This is a genomic window from Zestomonas ipomoeae, from assembly GCF_057128665.1.
On sequence record NZ_JBSKHQ010000003.1, the window covers coordinates 117,881 to 137,558 of the forward strand.

A 19,678-nucleotide genomic window follows, 5' to 3' on the forward strand; every position below is an offset into this window, starting at 1 on the left:
CGAGCGGGGCGACATGAGCGCCCCGCCGCTGCCTTGTGAATGCCATGCCTGCCCTTGCTGCCGTCTGGTCGCGCCTGCTCGACCTCGTCGGCTGGCGCGCCAACGCCACCAGCCACCTGGAAAAATGGTTGTCCGCACTGGGCGCCTTTTGCGCCATCGGCCTGATCTACGCCGCCACCCACAGCGTGCTGCCGCTGGAAGCGGCGTACTGGGTAGTGGCCTCGATGGGGGCCAGCGCGGTCCTGCTATTCGCGGTGCCCCACGGCGCCCTGTCGCAACCCTGGGCCACCCTCGGCGGACAATGCCTGTCCGCACTGGTCGGCGTCGCCTGCGTGAAGCTGCTGCCGTCCAGCCCCTTCACCCCGATGCTGACCGTAGCCATGGCGATCCTCGTCATGCACTACTGCCGCTGCCTGCACCCACCGGGCGGCGCCACCGCGCTCACCGCCGTGGTCGGCGGGCCGGCCATCGAAGCACTCGGCTTCACCTTCGTACTGGTCCCGGTGCTGCTCAACGTCGGCATCATGTTGCTGGTCGCCGTGGCCTTCAACAGCCTGTTTCCCTGGCGGCGCTACCCGGCAGCGCTGGCCCGCCAACCGGAGGCGGTCGGCACGCCGCCCGGGTTGGCGCCGGAGGACTTCTACCATGCCCTGCGGCAGGTGGATTCCTACATCGACATTCAGTTCGACGACCTGCTGGAAATCATGCACCTGGCGCAGCAGCACGCCAGCGCACAACGGCTCAAGGCCGAGGATATCCACCTGGGCGCCTGCTACAGCAATGCCCGCAGCGGCGTCGAATGGGCGGTGCGCCAGGTCATCGACGATACGCCGCAGCGCGGGTTGCGCGACCTGGTCATCTACAAGGTGGTGGCCGGGGCCGGCCAGGGCAACACCGGGGTGTGCCGGCGCCAGGACATGGCCACCTGGGCCGCCCATGCGGTCACCCCCATCGACAACGGCTGGATGCGCATCTCGCCGCTGGAGTCCGCGCGACTGGCCAATGCCGGCGAACGCCGGGACGGCGCCGGAACGGACGATGCGCCAGCCAGTCGAAACCAACGATAGCGCCTTCCCTCTCCAGCCTCACTCCCGCCCCGCCGCCATACGAGTGGCTGCGGGTGTTCGCGGATGCTGCTAGAGTTCGGGGAAAATGAATCGAAACGACTCGCCTTACCCGAGACGTTGGAGTAACCGAGTTACATGGATAAACAGAGCCCTCATCTGCTGCTGCGTGTGCCGACTCCGACTCAGCAGCGGCTATCCTTCTGTGACGCCACCCCCCGCGAATTGAAGCGCTGGATCGCCGGCCTGCCGAAGGCCAACCTGGGCGAAACCGCGCGCCAGCTCTACCAAGCCCTGCAAGAGCTCAACCAACTGGTCACCCCGACGGAGAACCGGCTGCAACTGCTGGAGCTGTTGCGCCCGGACATCCACTACGTATGCAAGAACCTCGAGCGCCACTTTCTCAACCAGGCCATCGTGCTGGACGAACGCCCGCGCAAGGTCGCCAACCTCTGCCAGGCGTTGCAGAATCACCTGGCGGTCGGCTACAAGCTGATCGTCGTACAAGAAGCCCAGAGCCCGTCCCGCGAGCGCAGCCAACTACTGACTGCCGCCTTGCAACGCGCCATCCATAGCCTCTGCGGCCCGCTGGTGCGCGCCAGCCAACTCTACTGCCCGGTACCCGAGGCTCTCTGGCTGGAACTGCATCAGCTCTACCGCATCGCGCGCGAAGCCGGCCTGCACCAACAGGCGGTGCGCGATGCGCTGGCCAATCACGGGCAGGGCCTGAGCGTCGAACAAAGCTACCTGGTCGCGGTGCTACTGGGTTGCGCGCGCTGCAACCAGATGCGCCAGCAAGGCATCGCGCAGTTGGCCGAGGCTCTGGAAGCCTGGAGCCTGCTGGTCAAGCTGCAGGCAGCCGACCTGCCCTCCAGCCTGTTCGTGATCGCCCAGCAGGTTGACGGCCCGCCCCGCTATCGCTCGCTGCAACAGGACACCCCGCAGCAGAGCCTGCTCGGCATGAACCCGCAGCCGCTGGTCGACTCGATCGAGGACTACCTACGACTGCCGAGCGCCGAGCGCGCCCAGGCGCGCCTGCAGGTGCCCGAGGGATTCAGCCTGGACCTGCTGCAGCACCTCGCGGCGGCCTGGGGCGACATCTCCGAGCGCACCTTCCAGCGCACCGCCGGCAACGGCCATCTCAGCCTGTGCCTGGGCATGAGTGCACTGCACTTCTTCCTCGCCGGCGGCAAGACCTTCGCCGCCGTGCTGAAGCAGCGACCGCAAACGGCAACCTTCAAGACCGCCGACAAGCAGGACGTCTGGGCAACCGCCTTCGATGCGCAGCGCGAGGCGCATTGGGTGCCGGGCATGCCGCTGGAAGAGATCCAGTACGTAAGCAAGGCCGACCAACAGCGCACGGCGGCCCCCGAGGACAACTACCCCACCTTCGACCTGCCTATCGTCAACCACAGCCCCGGCGGCTACTGCCTGACCTGGCCACGGGAAGTGCCCAGTCAATTGCAGGCCGGCGAGCTGCTCGGCATCCGCGACAACCCCGAGCAGAACTGGAGCGTTGCCGTGGTGCGCTGGATTCGCCAGGTGCGCGGCGGCGGCACCCAGATGGGCATCGAACTCATCGCGCCGCATGCCCAGCCCTGCGGCCTGCAACTGGTGCGCAAGGGCGAGCAGAACAGCCAGTACCTGCGCGCACTGCTGCTGCCGGCGATCGCCGCGATCTCGCGACCGGCGACACTGCTTACCCCGCGCCTGCCATTCCAGGAAGGCAACCGCGTGCAGATCAACATCAACGGCGACGAGCACCGTGCCATTCTGAGTCACCGACAGAGCAGCACGGGCAGTTTCAGCCAGTTCGAATACCGCATTCTTGAGCGCCCCGAGGGCGATCAAGGGAAATCCGTCACAACCCCGGGCAGCAAGGGCGGAAGCGCGGAGGAAGACTTTGACTCACTCTGGAAGTCGCTGTAGATTGCCGGCTCACCTCCATTCGTCGCCTATTCGCCTCCGTTCGGCTCAGGCTAAGCTACCAGCAGCAGCCAGACGGGCCCCGGTTCGTCACAGGGCGCTCCCTAGATTCGGCAGCAGAGCCTGACCATGGCCATCGAAAAGAAAACCATCCGGTTATTGATTCTCGAAGACTCGCAAAACGAGGCCGAGCGGCTTGTAAGCCTGTTCCGCAACGCCGGCCGGGCCACCCGGGTGCATCGCCTCACCTCCAGCGATGACCTAGCCGACACCCTTCAGCAAAGCTGGGACCTGCTGATCGCCGCACCCCAGAGCAGTAACCTCGACCCTGGCGAAGCGCTGAGCGCCATCCGCCGCCAGTCCAAGGACATTCCCTTCATCCAGCTGATCGAAGGCAACGACTCCGACAGCATCACCGAAGCCCTCGCCCTTGGCGCCCAGGATGCCCTGCCGCAAGGCGAGGACGAACGCCTGGTGCTGGTCGCCAACCGTGAGCTGGCCAACCTCGATGAGCGTCGCGCCCGCCGCGCCGCCGAGGTGGCGCTGCGCGAGGCCGAGAAGCGCTGCCAGCTGCTGCTGGAAAGCTCGGTGGACGCCATCGGCTACGTACACGAAGGCATGCACATCTATGCCAACCGCGCCTACCTGGAGCTGTTCGGCTACGAAGACGCCGACGAACTGGAAGGCATGCCGATGATCGACCTGATCGCCAGCTGCGACCAGGGCAACTTCAAGGACTTCCTGAAGAGCTACGGCAACCACGAAGGCAGCTCGGAACTGGCCTGCTCCGGGGTCAAGGCCGATGGCCGCAACTTCCCGGCGCGCATCAGCTTCTCGCCGGCCACCTACGACGGCGAGCCCTGCATCCAGGTGGTGATACGCGGCGAGACCGACAACGCCGAGCTGGAAGAAAAACTGCGAGAAATCAGCAGCCAAGATCTGGTTACCGGGCTGTTCAACCGCAACCACTTCCTCGAATTGATGGACGCCGCCGTGGAACGCGCGGTCAATGCCGGCCAGACGGCCAGCCTGATTTATCTGCGCGTCGACCGCTACGCCAGCCTGCAGGCCGATATCGGCCTGGCCGGCATCGACCTGCTGCTCACCGACTTGGCCAATCTGCTGCGCGCCCACTTCCCCGATTCGGCCCAGTTGGCGCGCTTCGGCGACGACGTATTCACCGTGCTGCAGCCCGGCCAGACCACGGAACAGTGCAAGCCAAGCCTCGAGGAGCTGCTCAAGAAGGTCGAAGGCCACCTGTTCGACATCAGTGGCCGCACCGTGCAGACCACCCTGTCGATCGGCGCCGCCGGGCTCAACGAAAAGACGCCGAAAGCCCAGGAAGTCATCGACCGCGCCCACCGCTGCGCCGACGAAATCGACGGCAACGCGCTGAAGATCTACAACCCGGCCGAGGAACTCGCCGCCGCCGCCAGCCGGGGCAGCCTCGTCGCCATGGTGCAGCAGGCCCTGGAGAACAACAGCTTCCGCCTGCTGTTCCAGCCGATCATCAGCCTGCGCGGGGACAACCACGAACACTACGAAGTGCTGCTGCGCCTGCTCAACCCGCAGGGCGCGGAGGTACCGCCAACCGAATTCCTCGGCGCCGCCAAGGAAGCCGGACTGGCTGAGAAGATCGACCGCTGGGTGATTCTCAATTCGGTCAAGCTGCTGGCCGAGCACCGCTCCAAGGGGCACAGCACTCGCCTGTTCATACACCTGTCGAGCGCCAGCCTGCAGGACCAGACCCTGCTGCCCTGGCTGAGCGTGGCACTGAAGGCGGCCCGCCTGCCCTCCGACTCGCTGGTGTTCCAGTTCAGCGAGCCGGATGCCATTGCCTACCTGAAGCAGGCCAAGGCCCTGACCCAGGGCCTGGCGGAACTGCACTGCAAGGCGGGCATCGCCCAGTTCGGCTGCTCGATCAACCCGTTCAACACGCTCAAGCACCTGCACATCGACTTCGTGAAGATCGACGGCTCGTACTCCCAGGACCTATCCAACGCGGAGAACCAGGAAGCGCTGAAGACCCTGCTCGCCAGCCTGCACGCCCAGGCCAAACTGACCATCGTGCCCTTCGTCGAGAGCGCCAGCTCGCTGGCGACCCTCTGGCAGGCCGGGGTCAACTACATCCAGGGCTACTACGTACAGGGCCCGAGCCAATCGATGGACTACGACTTCTCGGCGGGCGAGGAATAGCCCGCCGCTCCACGGTATATCGCTACCCACGCAAGGACGCACATGGAAATCCTGATAGTCTCCCTGGTTCTGGCGGCTGCACTGCTGGCTGCTTTCCACCTGCTCAGCCGCACACCAGAAACTACTGACCTCGCCCTAAACCTGACAGGCTATGTCAACCAGGCCATCGGGCTCGCCATGACCGGCGCCCCGGAATTGGCCTATGGACTCGCCCAGCAGCTACCCCCAGGCGAGGTGCGGGACGTCATTGTCGAAGCCGCCATCCGCCAGCTGTTCCAGCAGAGCCGCCAACAACGCGCCCTCGAGATGTTCGCCACGTTAAGCAGCGAGTCGAAACAGCGAGCGCTCGAGGACATGCTCCAAGCATGCCTGGACCAGGAGGCTTTCGAGCGTGCCGCAGTAGTTCTGAACGAAACGGCGATGCCAATGCCGCAATCCCCTCTGCTCAGAGCGGCCCTGTGTTGGACGCAGGGCCAGCAGAAAGAGGCGACCGAACTGCTCGAAGACCTTGCCAAAAGCGAGGGTATGGAGGCGCCGGACCTGATCCGCCTGGCCAGGGTGCAGCGCCTGTGCCAGCGTCCGGAAAGCGCCGAACGCAGCCTCGAACGGGCTCATCGTGCCTTGCAGGACGAACCGCAGGAAGAACATCTGCTGGAGCATGGCCAACTGGCGCAGCAGTACGCGGCCCTCGGCCTGTATCAACGCATCGTCGAACAAGCGGGGCGCCTGGATGCCACGAACCGCGGAGAACTGATTAACCTGCTCTTCGAGCATTCCCAGGATGAACTGGCCTTCGGCCTTCTCGCTGACATCCCGCGAGATTCAGGCACGCTTGGCCTGCTCCATTTCGAGGCTTTCGAAACCCTGATGCGCAACGGCAACCTGACGGCGGCCCAGCGGCTTGCCTGGCTGGATCCCGACACCCCGGATCACCAGATGCTACTGAGCCTGCTCAAGCATTCGGCCGGTAACACATCAGGAGCAGCCGTGATTGAACGGATGCTGGAGGCGCTGGGCGACAGGCCCAAGCTGCTCGCCGATCTGCTGGTCGGACTGGGCAAGGGGCTGGCCGCAAGCCAGCCGCAATGGGCTCAGCGCCTGTGGCAGCGAGCCGAACAACTGCTCGAAACCTTTGCCGAGGGCGAAGAGCGCACCTGCTTCCAACTCCAACTGCTCAATGCACGGATCGGCGCGACCAGCCCAGATAGCCCGCAACTGGAAACCTGGTTGATACAAAGCCAGCTATTGGCTGAGGGGCTCTGCCCTGAAGAGCGGCTCTCCGAGTACCTGCTTCAGGCGCGGCATCAGCAGGCGCTGGGCCGGCCGGAGCAGGCCGGGCAGTGGCTGGACAAGGCCATGGCGCTGTTCCATACAGGCACGACTGCCGAGGACGAAATCGACAGCGATTTCCAGCTCCTCGACATCGCCCAGACGTACCTGCACAGCAACCGCCCGGAACAGACCCTGGCGCTGCTGGAGGGGATAGAGCGGGGATGGAAGGACGACCTGCTGACCCAGGTCATCCAGCACTACCTGAGCCGTGGGCGGCTGGCCGATGCGCTGAACGTGCTACCGCACTTCGCCCTGCCGTGCATTGGCGGCACGACCTGCGAAGCGCTGTATCTGAAGGCAGCGGCCGAAGACGACGGCAACCCCGACGCCTCGATACGCCAGCTCCTGCTGGGACAGCTGACCGCCCGCTGCATCGTTTGACCAGGCGCCCGACGCGGCGCCGGCGCTACTCCCCGCTTTCCCGATCGCGGAAGCCGAGCAGGTAGAGAATGCCGTCCAGCCCGAGGGTGGAAATCGCCTGCTTGGCCGACTGCTTGACCAGCGGCTTGGCGCGGAAGGCCACGCCGAGACCGGCCAGGCCAAGCATCGGCAGGTCGTTGGCGCCGTCGCCGACGGCGATGGTCTGTTCCAGGCGCAGGCCCTCGCGCTCGGCCAGTTCGCGCAGCAGGTCGGCCTTGCGCTGGGCATCGACGATGGGCTCGATGGCCACGCCGGTGAGCTTGCCGTTGACGATCTCGAGTTCGTTGGCGAACACGTAGTCGATGCCCAGCTTCGCCTGCAACTGCTTGGCGAAGTAGCTGAAGCCGCCGGAGAGAATCGCCGTCTTGTAGCCCAGCCGCTTGAGTTCGGCGAACAGCGTCTCGGCACCCTCGGTCAGCCGCAGAGACGCGCCGATGTCTTCGAGCACATCTTCGGAAAGGCCTTTGAGCAGTGCCAGGCGTTCCTTGAAGCTGGCGCGAAAATCCAGCTCGCCGCGCATGGCCCGCTCGGTGATCTCCGAAACCTGCTCGCCGACGCCGGCAGCCTTGGCCAGTTCGTCGATCACTTCCGCCTCGATCAGCGTGGAGTCCATATCGAACACCGCGAGGCGGCGGTTGCGGCGGAATACCGAGTCGCGCTGGAAGGCGATGTCCAGGTTCAGCTCCTGGGCCACGCTGAGGAACTCGGCGCGCAGCGCCGTCGGGTCGTCCGGCTCGCCGCGCACGGAGAACTCGATGCAGCCCTTGCCCTGGTCCGCCGGCATGTCCAGCGGCATGCGCCCGGACAGGCGGTCGATATGGTCGATATTGAGGCCGTACTTGGCGGTGATCGAACTGACCCGATGCAACTGCTCGGCACTGACCTTGCGCGTCAGCAGGGTAACGATGTGGCGCGGCTTGCCCTGCCCGGACACCCATTGCTGGTAGTCAGCCTCGGATACCGGGGTGAAGCGCACCTGCTGGTCCAGCTCGTAACCGGTGAACAGCACGTCCTTGAGCACGGCGGACGCCTCGCGACTGTGGGGAATTTCCACCAGGATGCCGAACGACAACGTGTCATGGATCACCGCCTGGCCGATGTCGAGGATATTCACCCCGCCGCGCGCCAGCACGCCGGTGATAGCAGCGGTAAGACCCGGACGGTCCTCCCCGGTGATGTTGATCAGGACAATTTCGCGCAAGACCCAGCCCCCTCAGCAGACAAGTCGGCCATTCTACCCGTTTGTGCGAGACGCGGCAGGCAACGACCGTGCGCCGGTTCGGGTCTTTTCGTCGCAAGCCTTCAGCGGCTACGGCGCTTTCCGTATACTGCGCGGCAACTTTCTCCGAGAAGAGCCGCGCCTGTGAACCGGCCTGCGCCCGTCAAGCCCGACAACCTGTTCCTGCTGCTGTTCCAGGCGCTACGCCAGAGACGAGTACCCCTGGCGCTGCGCATTGCCAGCCATAGCCTGCTGCTGGTCGCCCTGGCCCTGGTGATCTACGCCTGGGTGATGGGCATGCAGTTCAAACAGGCGATGCAGCAACAGGCCGATGCCATCGGCCAGAGCCTGATCACCCAGACGGCCGCCTCGGCCACCGAGCTACTGGTGTCCAACGACATCCTCAGCCTTAACGTACTGCTCGGCAATCTGGTGAAGAATCCGTTGGTGGCCCACGCCGCCATCTACAGCGTCGGCGGCGACAATCGCATCCTCGCCGAGGCCGGTTCGCGCCCCAAGCAGAGCCTGCTGGGCGATACCGAAGGGCTCTACTCGACCCCCGTCGCCTTCCAGGAAGTGATCGCCGGGCACCTGCGCATCAGCCTGGACATGGAGCAGTTCCAGCAACCGATGACCATCAGCCTGCAGAGCATGGCGCTGCTGAGCCTGATTCTGCTGGCGCTGACCCTGTCCCTCAGCCTGCGCCTCGGACGGCACATCTCCAGCCCGCTGCTGCAACTGCGCCTGTGGTTGCGCGACCCCGACGACCCCGCGCCAGGCGCCGCGCGCCTGGACGAAATCGGCGACCTGGCGCGCCAGCTGCAAGCGCGCCTGGTGCCGGAAAGGCCAGAACCGATAGCACCCGAGCCGTTCGACGACGACCTCGACGAAACCTACGAGGGCGAGCCGCCGGTCGCCTCAGAGTTCGACGAGCTGCGCGAGCCCGACTTCGGCGACGAACTCGACGCCGAACCGCGCGACCTGGATGTCGCCGAAGCTCTCGAAGACGACGAGCGGGAACATGACCCCTTCGCCGACTTGCGCGTACCAGCCATGGAACAGGCGCCGCCACCAGTTATTGCCAGCGAGCCGCAGCACAGCGCCGTGCTGGCCGTGCAGCTCGGCGCCCAGGAGCAACTGCGCCGGCTGCCGCGGGCACGCCTGATGGACCTGCTGCAACGCTACCGCGACTGCCTCGAGCAGGCGGCCCGGCTCTACCAGGGCGAATTGCACACGCTCAACGACGGCAGCAGCCTGATGCTGTTCCATAGCCAGGACAGCGGCGCCGACTACCTCGCCCACGCGCTCTGCTGCGGCGAGCTGCTGCGCGCCCTCGGCCATGCCCTGCAGATCGAAGTGGCCGACAGCGGGCTGGCCCTGCAGCTGCAACTGGGCCTGACCCACGGGCCGGCACTGCGCGCCCTCAGCCAGGGCGAGCTGCTGCTCAGCGACACGGCGCAGGACGCCCTGGCGCTCTCCCAGCACAGCCGCAATCTGTTGCTGGTGGAGCGCGGCGTCGGCGACAACGAGCGCATCCGCCAGCGGGCGCGCATCCGGGTCATCGCCAGCCCGGAAGGGGCGTGTTGCGTGGAACGACTGCTCGAACCCTACCCTGCCCTGCTCGAACGCCAACTGGCGCGCATGCAGGAAAGCCGCGCTCAATAACCCCCTGCCAAGGACCGGCCACATGACTACCCTGATCACCCACCCCTTGCCGGTGCTCGCCCTCGGCGTGGCCCTCGGCGCGCGAGTCATCCCGCCCCGCCTGCTGCTGGCCGGCCTGCTCTTCGCCTGCCTGCCGGACGTCGACGTGCTGGCATTCAAGCTGGGCATTGCCTATGCCGACGCCTTCGGCCATCGCGGGTTCAGCCATTCGCTGCTGTTCGCCGGGATGTGCGGGGTATTCGCCGCGTTCTGCTGCCGGTTTCTCGACTGCGGCCCGCTGAAGGCAGGCCTGTGGATATCCGCGGCGACCGCCTCCCACAGCCTGCTGGATGCGGCGACCAACGGCGGGCTCGGCGTGGCCTGGTTGTGGCCCTGGAGCGAGCAGCGCCATTTCCTGCCCTGGCGCCCGATCCAGGTTTCGCCGTTCATCAATGGCTTCTTCAGCCAGCGCGGAATGGAGGTGCTGTTCTCGGAAATGCGCTGGGTCTGGCTGCCCTGCGCAGTGCTGGCGCTGGGCGGCGGCCTGCTGCGCCGCTGGCTGATCGACGACAGGCGCCCAGCCAGCGCACCGCGATGAAGGCTGCAGCAGCAGGTTAGAAGCGGTAGATCTCGCCTTCGGTGCGAGTCGGCGCGGCAATCGGGATCTTGGGCGGCGCTGGCGGTGCCACGCGCGCGGGAGCCGCGGCAGCACGCTTGGGCGGTTGCTCCGGCGTCGCCTTGGCCAGCGGCTGGATCGCCTCGGCCAACTGCTCGGCCAGGCGCTGCAGCACTACGCTCTGAGCTCGCACCTGGTCGGCGGGCGCGCCGAGATGGGCTTCCTCCAGCCGCACCAGACGGCTGTCGCGCAACTGGCCATTCTTGTCCAGCAGACGCCATTGCGCCTCAAGCACCGCCGGATGACGTGGGCCGGAGTCCAGGCGGATGATCGATACCAGCACCTGTACGTCGGCGTTGAAGCCGGCATCGGCCGGAGCCATGGCCAGGCGCTGGCTGTCCAGCCGCCAGGCCAGTTGGCGGAGCAACAATTGATCGATATCGGCACTCAGGCTGCCGGCCCAGCGCACGCTGTCGCCAGCGGTAAGGCTGCCATCGGCCTGGCGCTGCAGCAGGTTGTCGCGGCGCAGGTAGTCGGCCAGGTTGACCGGCCCGAGCAGCACGGCCGGACCGCCGCCATGCTCGGGCACGCCGGGATTGCCGCTGTCCAGCTGATAGAGCGCCGGCGACGGCTTGTGCCAAGCGCAGCCGCTGACCAGCAGGCAGGCCAACAGCGGGAATAGGGATAGGCGTGCAAAGCGACTCATCAATCTCACCCTGTGGCCGCCCCCGGGACGGCCCATCAATACGAACGCCGGCGCCGGCTACTGCATGCAATGCAGACGCCGGCCAGCGACTTATCATCCGTCAATCCGGGGCCCGACTCCAGACAAGGCAAAACGCCAGCAGGCCGTGACGCACTTAGCCCGGCAGCTCCACCAGCATGCCGTCGACACGCTGGAAGCCCCGCGGCAGCTTGTTGCCACGCCGGCCGCGCTCCCCCTTGTAGTGTTCCAGGTCGTCGGCCTTGAGCGACAGGGTGCGCTTGCCCGCCTGCAGGACCAGCGAGGCGCCGGTCGGCAGCACGGCGAGGTCGATCAGGTATTCCTCGCGACTGACCACCCGCTCGCCGGGAATGCCGATGATCTTGTTGCCCTTGCCTTTGGCCAGTTGCGGCAGGTCGGCAACCTTGAACAGCAGCAGGCGACCCTCGGTGGTGACCGCCGCCAACCAATCCTCTTCGCGATTGCCCAGCGGCTTGGGCGGCACTACCTTGGCACCGGCAGGCAGCGAGAGCAGGGCCTTGCCGGCCTTGTTCTTGGCCTGCAGGTCCTCGCCCTTGACCACGAAACCGTAGCCGGCATCGGAGGCGATGACGTACAGCGCCTCGTCGTCCGGCAGCATCACGCACTCGAAGCTCGCCCCCGGCGGCGGGGTCAGGCGGCCAGTGAGCGGCTCGCCCTGGCCACGGGCCGAAGGCAGCGAATGGGTGGCCAGCGAGTAGCTGCGCCCGGTTGAGTCGATGAACACCGAGTACTGGTTTGAGCGCCCCGGCGCGGCAGCCTTGAAGCCGTCGCCGGCCTTGTACGAGAGGCCGGTGGCATCGATGTCGTGGCCCTTGGCGCAGCGCACCCAGCCTTTCTCGGACAGCACCACGGTGACCGGCTCGGTGGGCAGCAGCTCGGTTTCCGACAGCGCCTTGGCCTCGGCCCGGGCAACGATCGGCGAGCGGCGGTCGTCGCCATATTTCTCGGCGTCCTCGAGGATTTCCTTGCGCACCAGCTTGCGCAGCTTGCTGTCGCTGCCAAGCAGGCCTTGCAGGCGCTCGCGCTCCTTGGCCAGCTCGTCCTGCTCGCCGCGGATCTTCATCTCTTCCAGGCGTGCCAATTGGCGCAGGCGAGTGTCGAGGATGTAGTCGGCCTGCACATCGCTGAGGGCGAAGCGCGCCATCAGCACCGGCTTGGGTTGATCCTCGGTGCGAATGATATGGATGACTTCATCGATATTGAGGAAGGCAGTCAGCAAGCCTTCCAACAGGTGCAGGCGCTTTTCCACCTTATCCAGGCGGAACTGCAGGCGCCGACGCACGGTACCGATGCGGAAGGTCAGCCACTCGGCGAGCAGCATGCGCAGATTCTTTACCTGCGGCTTGCCGTCCAGGCCGATGATGTTGATGTTCACCCGGTACGAGCTTTCCAGCTCGGTGGTGGCGAACAGATGCCGCATCAGCTCGTCCAGATCGACACGATTGGAACGCGGAATGATGACGATGCGACAGGGATTCTCATGGTCGGACTCATCGCGCAGGTCGGCGACCATCGGCAGTTTCTTCGCCTGCATCTGCCCGGCGATCTGCTCCAGCACCTTGGAGCCGGAGACCTGGTGCGGCAGCGCGGTGATGACAATGTCGCCATCCTCGACGCGGTACACGGCGCGCATACGCACCGAGCCGCGGCCGGTCTCGTAGAGCTTCAGCAGGTCGGCGCGCGGGGTAATGACTTCCGCCTCGGTGGGGAAATCCGGCCCCTGGATGTGCTCGCAGAGTTGCTCGACGCTGGCGTTCGGCTCGTCCAGCAGGCGCACGCAGGCGCTGGCGACCTCGCGCAGATTGTGCGGCGGTACGTCGGTGGCCATGCCCACGGCGATGCCGGTGGTGCCGTTGAGCAGCAGGTTGGGCAGGCGCGCCGGCAACACTGCCGGCTCGTCCAGCGTGCCGTCGAAGTTTGGCACCCAGTCAGCAGTACCCTGGCCGAGCTCGGTCAGCAGTACCTCCGAATAGCGCGACAGGCGCGCCTCGGTATAGCGCATGGCGGCGAAGGACTTCGGATCGTCCGGCGCACCCCAGTTGCCCTGGCCGTCCACCAGCGTGTAGCGGTAGCTGAACGGCTGGGCCATCAGCACCATGGCCTCGTAGCAGGCAGAGTCGCCATGGGGGTGGAACTTGCCGAGCACGTCGCCGACGGTGCGCGCCGACTTCTTGTGCTTGGAGTCGGCATCCAGGCCCAACTCGCTCATGGCGTAGACGATGCGCCGCTGCACGGGCTTGAGACCGTCGCCGATGTGCGGCAGGGCGCGATCCATGATCACGTACATGGAGTAGTTGAGGTAGGCCTGTTCGGTGAAATCGGCGAGAGAGCGACGCTCCACACCTTCCAGGCTCAAATCCAGGGACTCGCTCATAAGGTCATTCCGCAACGTTCTGGCGCAGCACCAGGGTGCCGGCGCGCTGGGTGAATTCGAGTTGTTTCAGGGCGCTCATGCCGAGCAGCACCTCGTCGCCATCCATGCCCGGGGCGATCAGGGCGCGCACGTCGTGCAGCACGATGTCGCCCAGTTGCAGGCTGTCGAGGCGGGTGCGGTAACCGGTGCTGAGTCCGTTGGCGGTACTCATGGTGATCGCCGCGCCGCCTTCCAGGCCGAGGTCGTCGGCCAGCGCGCCGGGTACCGCCACATCGGTGGAACCGGTATCCAGCAGGAAGCGCACGTCCCGGTCGTTGATACGCCCGCTGGAAACGAAATGCCCCTGGCCGTTGCCGGCCAGCCGGACCTCGATATAGCCCGAGCCATGCTCCGACGTCGGGGCCTGGTTGGGGTTGTAGCGCGCCTCCTCCCACTGGCCGAAGAAGCGCGTGGCCAGCAGCAGCGCGGCGCCCCAGGCGAGGACCAGCATCACACGCCCGGCGCTTTGTCCGGGGGCCTTTTCACTCACGGGCGCTCGCTCCAGCCGGACTTGGGCGCGGCGAAATGCCAGAGGATCGGGCGGGCTTCGCCATCGAAGCGGGTCAGGCCGCCGTTATCGACGCCGATCCAGGCGCCCTCTTCGTCCACCCACAGGGCTTCCGCCATGCCGTAGGGCGTGTCGTAGCGACGATCATCCGTCAATGCCGCGGCGGCAAACGACCAGCAGCGCTCCACTTCGGCGTTTTCCAGTGAGCGCCGACAGAGGCGATAGGCATTGCGCTCCAGCGTGAACAGCTTGTCGTTGTAGAAAGCCAGGCCGGAGAAATCCAGCGAAACCTGCTGGCCGCCCATTTGCGCCGGAGCGGCTTGCTCGCCGCCTTCGACCAGTTGCACGCAACCGCCGGTGCATCGCCAGGCGTCCTGCTGGCGATGCAGCACCAGCAAGCCACGCCGCTCGCGCTCGGCCGCCAACCACAAGCGGTCGCCCTCGGGGTCGATGGCCAGCCCTTCGAACAGCGCATTGAAGCGCAGCAGCATGCCGCTGGCCCGCGCCTGGCGCACCAGCCCGTGCGGCAGCAGCAGCCAGTTGGCCTCGCCGACCGGGGAAAGCTGCAACACCGAGGCGTAAGCCTCGCTGACCAGGTAACGATTGCCCATGGCATCGCAGGTCAGGCCTTCGAAATCCAACTCGCCGCCACGCACCAGGCCCATCGCCCAACTGCGCATGCGCTGGCCCCAGGGCAGGCCGCTGTCCGGCCGCGGCGGCGCCTGGAAGGTTTCCGCCTCGGCCTGCCAGGCGGAGTCGCCGGGCTGCAGGCGATACAGGCGGTCGTCGTCACGGTCGGAAACCGCCCAGAAGCCGTCGCCGCACCAGGCCAAGCCGGACAGATTGCCACCGCGCATGCCTTCCACGGGATGCTCGGCCAGCAGGCGCAGTTCTTCGACGGTCTCGCCCAGCGCCGGCGCGGCCACCAGGCACAGCGCCACCAACCAGCACCGCATCAGAGCATGACCTCGGCCAAGTTGCCCTTGGTTTCCAGCCAGTTCTTGCGATCGGCGGCGCGCTTCTTGGCCAGCAGCATGTCCATCACTTCTTGGGTGAGGGTGAAGTCGTCGAGAGTCAACTGCACCAGCCGCCGGGTATTCGGGTCCATGGTGGTTTCGCGCAGCTGCAGCGGATTCATTTCGCCCAGGCCCTTGAAGCGGGTCACCTGCGGCTTGCCGCGCTTCTTCTCGGCCAGCAGGCGTTCGAGGATGCCGTCGCGTTCGGCCTCGTCGAGGGCGTAGTAGATTTCCTTGCCGAGGTCGATGCGATACAGCGGCGGCATCGCCACGTAGACGTGGCCGGCCTCCACCAGCGGACGGAAGTGACGGACGAACAGCGCGCAGAGCAGCGTGGCGATGTGCAGACCGTCGGAGTCGGCATCGGCGAGGATGCAGATCTTGCCGTAACGCAGCTGCGTCAGGTCCGCGGCGCCCGGATCGACGCCGATGGCCACGGCGATGTCATGGACTTCCTGGCTGGCGAGCACCTCGCCGCCATCGACTTCCCAGGTGTTCAGGATCTTGCCGCGCAGCGGCATGATCGCCTGGAACTCCTTGTCCCGCGCCTGCTTGGCCGAACCGCCGGCGGAGTCGCCCTCCACCAGGAACAGTTCGGAGCGCATCGGGTCCTGGCCAGCGCAATCGGCGAGCTTGCCGGGCAGCGCAGGCCCCTGGGTGATCTTCTTGCGCTCGACCTTCTTGCCGGCCTTCAACCGACGGCCGGCGTTGCTGATTGCCAGTTCGGCCAGTTGCAGGCCCAGTTCCGGATGGGCATTGAGCCACAGGCTGAAGGCGTCCTTGACCACCCCGGAAACGAAGGCGGCAGCCTCGCGGGATGACAGCCGTTCCTTGGTCTGGCCGGAGAACTGCGGCTCCTGCATCTTCATCGACAGCACGAAGGCAATGCGTTCCCAGACGTCTTCCGGGGCCAGCTTGACGCCGCGGGGCAGCAGATTGCGGAATTCGCAGAACTCGCGCATGGCATCCAGCAGGCCCTGGCGCAGGCCGTTGACGTGGGTGCCGCCCTGGGCCGTGGGGATCAGGTTGACGTAGCTTTCCTGCAGCGTCTCGCCGCCCTCGGGCAGCCACAGCAGGGCCCAGTCCACCGCCTCCTTGCTGCCGGCCAGGTTGCCGACGAAGGGCTCTTCGGGCAGCTTGGCATACTCGCTGACGGCATCCACCAGATAGGAACGCAGGCCGTCCTCGTAGAACCACTCGACGCGCTCGCCGCTGGCCTTGTCCTCAAAGCTGACCGCCAGCCCCGGACAGAGCACCGCCTTGGCCTTGAGCACGTGTTTGAGGCGGCTGACCGAGAACTTGTGGGAGTCGAAGTACTTGGCGTCCGGCCAAAAATGCACGCTGGTGCCGGTATTGCGCTTGCCCACGCTACCGATGATTTCCAGGTCGCTGGCCTTGAAACCGTCGGCGAAGGTCATGCGATATTCGTTGCCCTCGCGCTTGACCCGCACGTCGACGCGGGTCGACAGCGCGTTGACCACCGAAATGCCGACGCCATGCAGGCCGCCGGAGAACTGGTAGTTCTTGTTGCTGAACTTGCCGCCGGCGTGCAGCTTGGTGAGGATCAGCTCGACCCCCGGCACGCCCTCTTCCGGGTGGATGTCCACCGGCATACCGCGGCCATCGTCGATCACCTCCAGCGAGTTGTCCTCATGCAGGATCACCTGCACGGACTTGGCGTGTCCGGCCAGCGCTTCGTCGACACTGTTGTCGATCACTTCCTGGGCCAGGTGGTTCGGACGGCTGGTATCGGTGTACATGCCCGGTCGCTTGCGCACCGGGTCGAGGCCGGAAAGGACTTCGATGGCGTCGGCGTTGTAGGTGGCCATGGGCTCTCTTGTCGTCAAATCAAAGGTCGGAAAAATCGAAATCGCGCCAGACCTCCGCCGGCACGCCGGCAAAGGCCAGCAGCGCCGGCAGGCGACTGGCAAAGCCCTGGAAACCATGATCGCCGCCGGCCTGGATGCGTAGCGCACAGGCCCGGTAGTAACGCTCGGCGGCGCGGTAATCGAGGGTTTCGTCGGCGGTCTGCAACCACACCTGATAGCGCGCGGGATCGCTGGGCGCCGGCACCTCCAGTTCGGCGAGTGCTGCCACGTGATCCTCGGTCAGCTCCCAGACCTCGCCGCTGTGCAGGTTCTGCTGCGGACCGAGGTTGCCATCGAACAGCAGGTGCGGACGCACCGCCGGGTTGACCAGCAGGGCCTTGAGGCCATGGCGCTCGGCCAAGTGGGTCGCATAGTAGCCGCCCAGGGAGCTGCCGACCAGCACCGGGCGGCCCAGCTCGGTGATGGCATCCTGCAACTGGGCGATGGCCTGGCGGGGATGATGATGCAGCGCCGGCGCACGCAGCCGGTCGGCGAGCCCCAGGCGCTCCAAGGCGCGGCGCAGCTGAGTCACCTTCAGCGAGGCCGGGGAACTGTTGAAACCGTGGATGTATAAAAGGCTGGGATCGGACATGGGAACGGGAGATTGCACGCCTGGAGTGGAAGCGGAACCCTACCAGCTTTCAGCTTCCGGCCTCCAGCCTCGGGTCAATAACCCTTGACGCTGTAGTCCACTTCGAAGGCGATGCCGGTCACCCGCGACACGCCGGTCTCCAGCGTGCCGTCGTCGTGCAGGCGCAGCCAACGGTAGCCGGGGGCTTCCTTGTCCACCTGGAATTCCTCGCTGCCCGGCGCGAATTGCACGCAAGTGGACGGCGAGGCAAGCAGGCGCACGCCGTTGCGCATCTGGTCGTATTCCTGGTGGATGTGCCCCCAGAGCAGCGCGCGCACCTGGGTGAAGCGATCGAGCACGGCGAACAGCGCCTCAGGGTTGCGCACGCCGATGGGGTCGATCCAGCGGCTGCCGACCGGCACCGGATGGTGATGGAAGCAAATCAGGTGATGCCGCTCCGGCGCCTCGCTCAGCGAGCGTTCGAGCAAGGCCAGCTGGGCTTGCGAGAAATGCCCGGGCACCGCACCGGGTATCGAGGAGTCGAGCAACAGGATGCGCCAGCTGCCGAGGTCGACGATGGGCTCGAGCAGGTCGCTGCCGGCGCACACCGCATGCATCGCCGGCAACTCGTCGTGATTGCCAGGAAACCAACGGGCCGGCGCCGGAATGCGCGCGGTCATGCGCTGGAAGCGCTGGTAGGACTCGGTCGAGCCGTCCTGGGACAGGTCGCCGCTGGCCAGCACCAGGTCGATCCGCGGTTGCTCGCCGAGCACCCGTTCGATCACCTGTTGCAGGCTGTCCTCGGTGTCCATGCCCAGCAGCTTTCCGTTCGCCTCGGCAAACAGATGGCTGTCGGATAGCTGCACCAGCAGCACCGAAGAATCGGCAATGGATGTGGAAGCACTCGGCAAGACCGTCTCCTTGGGCGGAATCGAACTGAATTATGGTGGCTCCGCCCGACCCCGGCAAACCCGCGAAGCGGGCACAGGTCACAGAACGGCGGCCTCAGGCCCGTCAGCCTGTATCCGTGTTTTTCTTTTGACGAGCTTTTCGTCCGAATTCAGGTCTTTTGCTGCAACCAGCTAGAGCACCGACGCCAGTTCGTGGCCGCAGGCCAGGCAGTGACCGAGCCATTCGCCGAGGAACAGGTTCAACTGGGTCTTTTCGTCTGGCTGGTGCATGGCTGCGTTGGGATAAGGATAGATGCTGCGCAGGCGCCGCGCATTCTCGGCACCGACCACTTCCGCCATGCGCGCGTCGTGATAGACGCGCACCTCCAGCTGCGGCACCGGCAGCCACGGCAGGCTGTGTTCCTGGCACACACGCAGGGTGGTGGTATAGGGACAGCTCTCCAGCACGTCGAGCACCAGCACGCCGAGCAGGTGCTCGCCCTGGCTCAAGGCCACACGGCGCGAGGCCTGACCGCTGCGCATATCCGGCAGCAACCGCATCAACCGCGCATAGTTGGCTTCGCAGACGGCCTGCAGTTCCACCAGGTCGACCCGGTAGCGCTCGCGCAGCAGGTTCACGTCCACAACCCCCGAACCTCGGCACGGTTCAGCGCCAGCCACTGCAGGGCAATGATGCTCGCGGCATTACCGATGCGCCCGTCGCGCACCGCCTGCAAGGCGTCTTCCAACGGCATGACGTGGACACGGATATCCTCGCCCTCTTCCGCCAGGCCATGCACACCGCCGGCACCTTCGCTGTCGCAGCGGCCGAGATAGAGGTGCACGTATTCGTCGCTGCCGCCGGGTGACGGAAAATAGCGGGTGATCGGCCAGAGCGCCCCCAGGGCCAGGTTGGCTTCCTCGATCGCCTCGCGACGGGCCACCTCTTCCGGTTCCTCGGCCTTATCGATCAGCCCGGCGACCAGTTCCAGCAACCAGGGGTTATCGCTCTTTTCCAACGCACCGACGCGAAACTGTTCGATCAGTACCACCGTATCGTGACGCGGATCATAGGGCAGCACGCACACCGCATCGTGGCGCACGAACAGTTCGCGATTGAGCTCCGGCCCCATGCCGCCGGCGAACAGCCGGTGCCGCAAGCGCAGGCGTTCGAGCCGGTAGAAGCCCTGGAAGCAGGTCTGGCGCTCGATTATTTCAACATCGTCACGCGGCATATCTGGAGTCCCCCA

The 19,678-nt window shown here is 66.0% G+C and carries 16 protein-coding genes; 6 read left to right on the plus strand and 10 right to left on the minus strand.

The features are described 5' to 3' along the window. The first annotated feature begins 44 nt into the window (after window positions 1–44). The 4 genes from ACWKV7_RS06245 to ACWKV7_RS06260 all read left to right on the plus strand — a co-directional run bounded on the left by ACWKV7_RS06245 (window position 45) and on the right by ACWKV7_RS06260 (window position 6,899). Window positions 45–1,067 carry an HPP family protein gene (locus ACWKV7_RS06245; protein WP_483856790.1) on the plus strand — a complete coding sequence of 341 codons (1,023 nt, stop codon included), beginning with the start codon at window positions 45–47 and terminating at the stop codon, window positions 1,065–1,067. A gap of 135 nt (window positions 1,068–1,202) precedes the next feature. Continuing rightward, entirely contained in the window at window positions 1,203–2,993 is a 1,791-nt protein-coding gene (locus ACWKV7_RS06250; protein WP_483856791.1) for a molecular chaperone, read from the plus strand. 126 nt (window positions 2,994–3,119) lie between these two features. Beyond that, window positions 3,120–5,186, plus strand: coding sequence for a GGDEF/EAL domain-containing response regulator (locus ACWKV7_RS06255; protein ID WP_483856792.1), 2,067 nt, complete (start codon window positions 3,120–3,122; stop codon window positions 5,184–5,186). Window positions 5,187–5,228: 42 nt separating this feature from the next. Then, complete coding sequence (locus ACWKV7_RS06260; RefSeq protein ID WP_483856793.1) at window positions 5,229–6,899, plus strand: tetratricopeptide repeat protein; 1,671 nt, start codon at window positions 5,229–5,231, stop codon at window positions 6,897–6,899. Window positions 6,900–6,924: 25 nt separating this feature from the next. On the opposite strand, the gene serB is transcribed toward ACWKV7_RS06260, so the two are convergent. Next, a complete protein-coding gene (gene serB, locus ACWKV7_RS06265) occupies window positions 6,925–8,139 on the minus strand; it encodes a phosphoserine phosphatase SerB (protein ID WP_483856794.1) in 1,215 nt (404 codons plus the stop codon). Between the two features lie 162 nt (window positions 8,140–8,301). Between serB and ACWKV7_RS06270 the strand changes: the two genes are divergently transcribed. Together ACWKV7_RS06270 and ACWKV7_RS06275 are read left to right on the plus strand one after the other, a co-directional pair. Continuing rightward, complete coding sequence (locus ACWKV7_RS06270) at window positions 8,302–9,822, plus strand: histidine kinase (RefSeq protein ID WP_483856795.1); 1,521 nt, start codon at window positions 8,302–8,304, stop codon at window positions 9,820–9,822. A gap of 22 nt (window positions 9,823–9,844) precedes the next feature. Further along, window positions 9,845–10,399: a metal-dependent hydrolase gene (locus ACWKV7_RS06275; RefSeq protein WP_483856796.1), complete on the plus strand. Its 555-nt coding sequence runs from the start codon at window positions 9,845–9,847 to the stop codon at window positions 10,397–10,399. A gap of 16 nt (window positions 10,400–10,415) precedes the next feature. On the opposite strand, the gene ACWKV7_RS06280 is transcribed toward ACWKV7_RS06275, so the two are convergent. The 9 genes from ACWKV7_RS06280 to ACWKV7_RS06320 form a co-directional block, all read right to left on the minus strand. Next, on the minus strand, window positions 10,416–11,123 hold the full coding sequence (locus tag ACWKV7_RS06280; protein WP_483856797.1) for a PqiC family protein: 708 nt from the start codon (window positions 11,121–11,123) through the stop codon (window positions 10,416–10,418). A gap of 154 nt (window positions 11,124–11,277) precedes the next feature. Next, window positions 11,278–13,536, minus strand: a complete 2,259-nt coding sequence (gene parC / locus ACWKV7_RS06285; RefSeq protein WP_483856798.1) for a DNA topoisomerase IV subunit A — start codon at window positions 13,534–13,536, stop codon at window positions 11,278–11,280. A gap of 4 nt (window positions 13,537–13,540) precedes the next feature. After that, window positions 13,541–14,065, minus strand: a complete 525-nt coding sequence (locus ACWKV7_RS06290; protein WP_483856799.1) for a retropepsin-like aspartic protease family protein — start codon at window positions 14,063–14,065, stop codon at window positions 13,541–13,543. Then, window positions 14,062–15,042: an esterase-like activity of phytase family protein gene (locus tag ACWKV7_RS06295; protein ID WP_483856949.1), complete on the minus strand. Its 981-nt coding sequence runs from the start codon at window positions 15,040–15,042 to the stop codon at window positions 14,062–14,064. The genes ACWKV7_RS06290 and ACWKV7_RS06295 overlap by 4 nt, the downstream gene beginning before the upstream one ends. Beyond that, window positions 15,039–16,928 (minus strand): DNA topoisomerase IV subunit B, encoded by a 1,890-nt coding sequence (gene parE / locus ACWKV7_RS06300; RefSeq protein ID WP_483856800.1) that lies wholly within the window; start codon window positions 16,926–16,928, stop codon window positions 15,039–15,041. The genes ACWKV7_RS06295 and parE overlap by 4 nt, the downstream gene beginning before the upstream one ends. A gap of 19 nt (window positions 16,929–16,947) precedes the next feature. Next, on the minus strand, window positions 16,948–17,559 hold the full coding sequence (locus ACWKV7_RS06305; protein ID WP_483856801.1) for a YqiA/YcfP family alpha/beta fold hydrolase: 612 nt from the start codon (window positions 17,557–17,559) through the stop codon (window positions 16,948–16,950). Between the two features lie 74 nt (window positions 17,560–17,633). Continuing rightward, window positions 17,634–18,449 (minus strand): 3',5'-cyclic-AMP phosphodiesterase, encoded by an 816-nt coding sequence (gene cpdA, locus ACWKV7_RS06310; RefSeq protein WP_483856802.1) that lies wholly within the window; start codon window positions 18,447–18,449, stop codon window positions 17,634–17,636. Window positions 18,450–18,620: 171 nt separating this feature from the next. Next, window positions 18,621–19,067 (minus strand): DUF1249 domain-containing protein, encoded by a 447-nt coding sequence (locus ACWKV7_RS06315; protein WP_487249199.1) that lies wholly within the window; start codon window positions 19,065–19,067, stop codon window positions 18,621–18,623. Continuing rightward, window positions 19,064–19,663, minus strand: a complete 600-nt coding sequence (locus ACWKV7_RS06320; RefSeq protein WP_483856804.1) for an NUDIX domain-containing protein — start codon at window positions 19,661–19,663, stop codon at window positions 19,064–19,066. The genes ACWKV7_RS06315 and ACWKV7_RS06320 overlap by 4 nt, the downstream gene beginning before the upstream one ends. Window positions 19,664–19,678 lie beyond the last annotated feature (15 nt).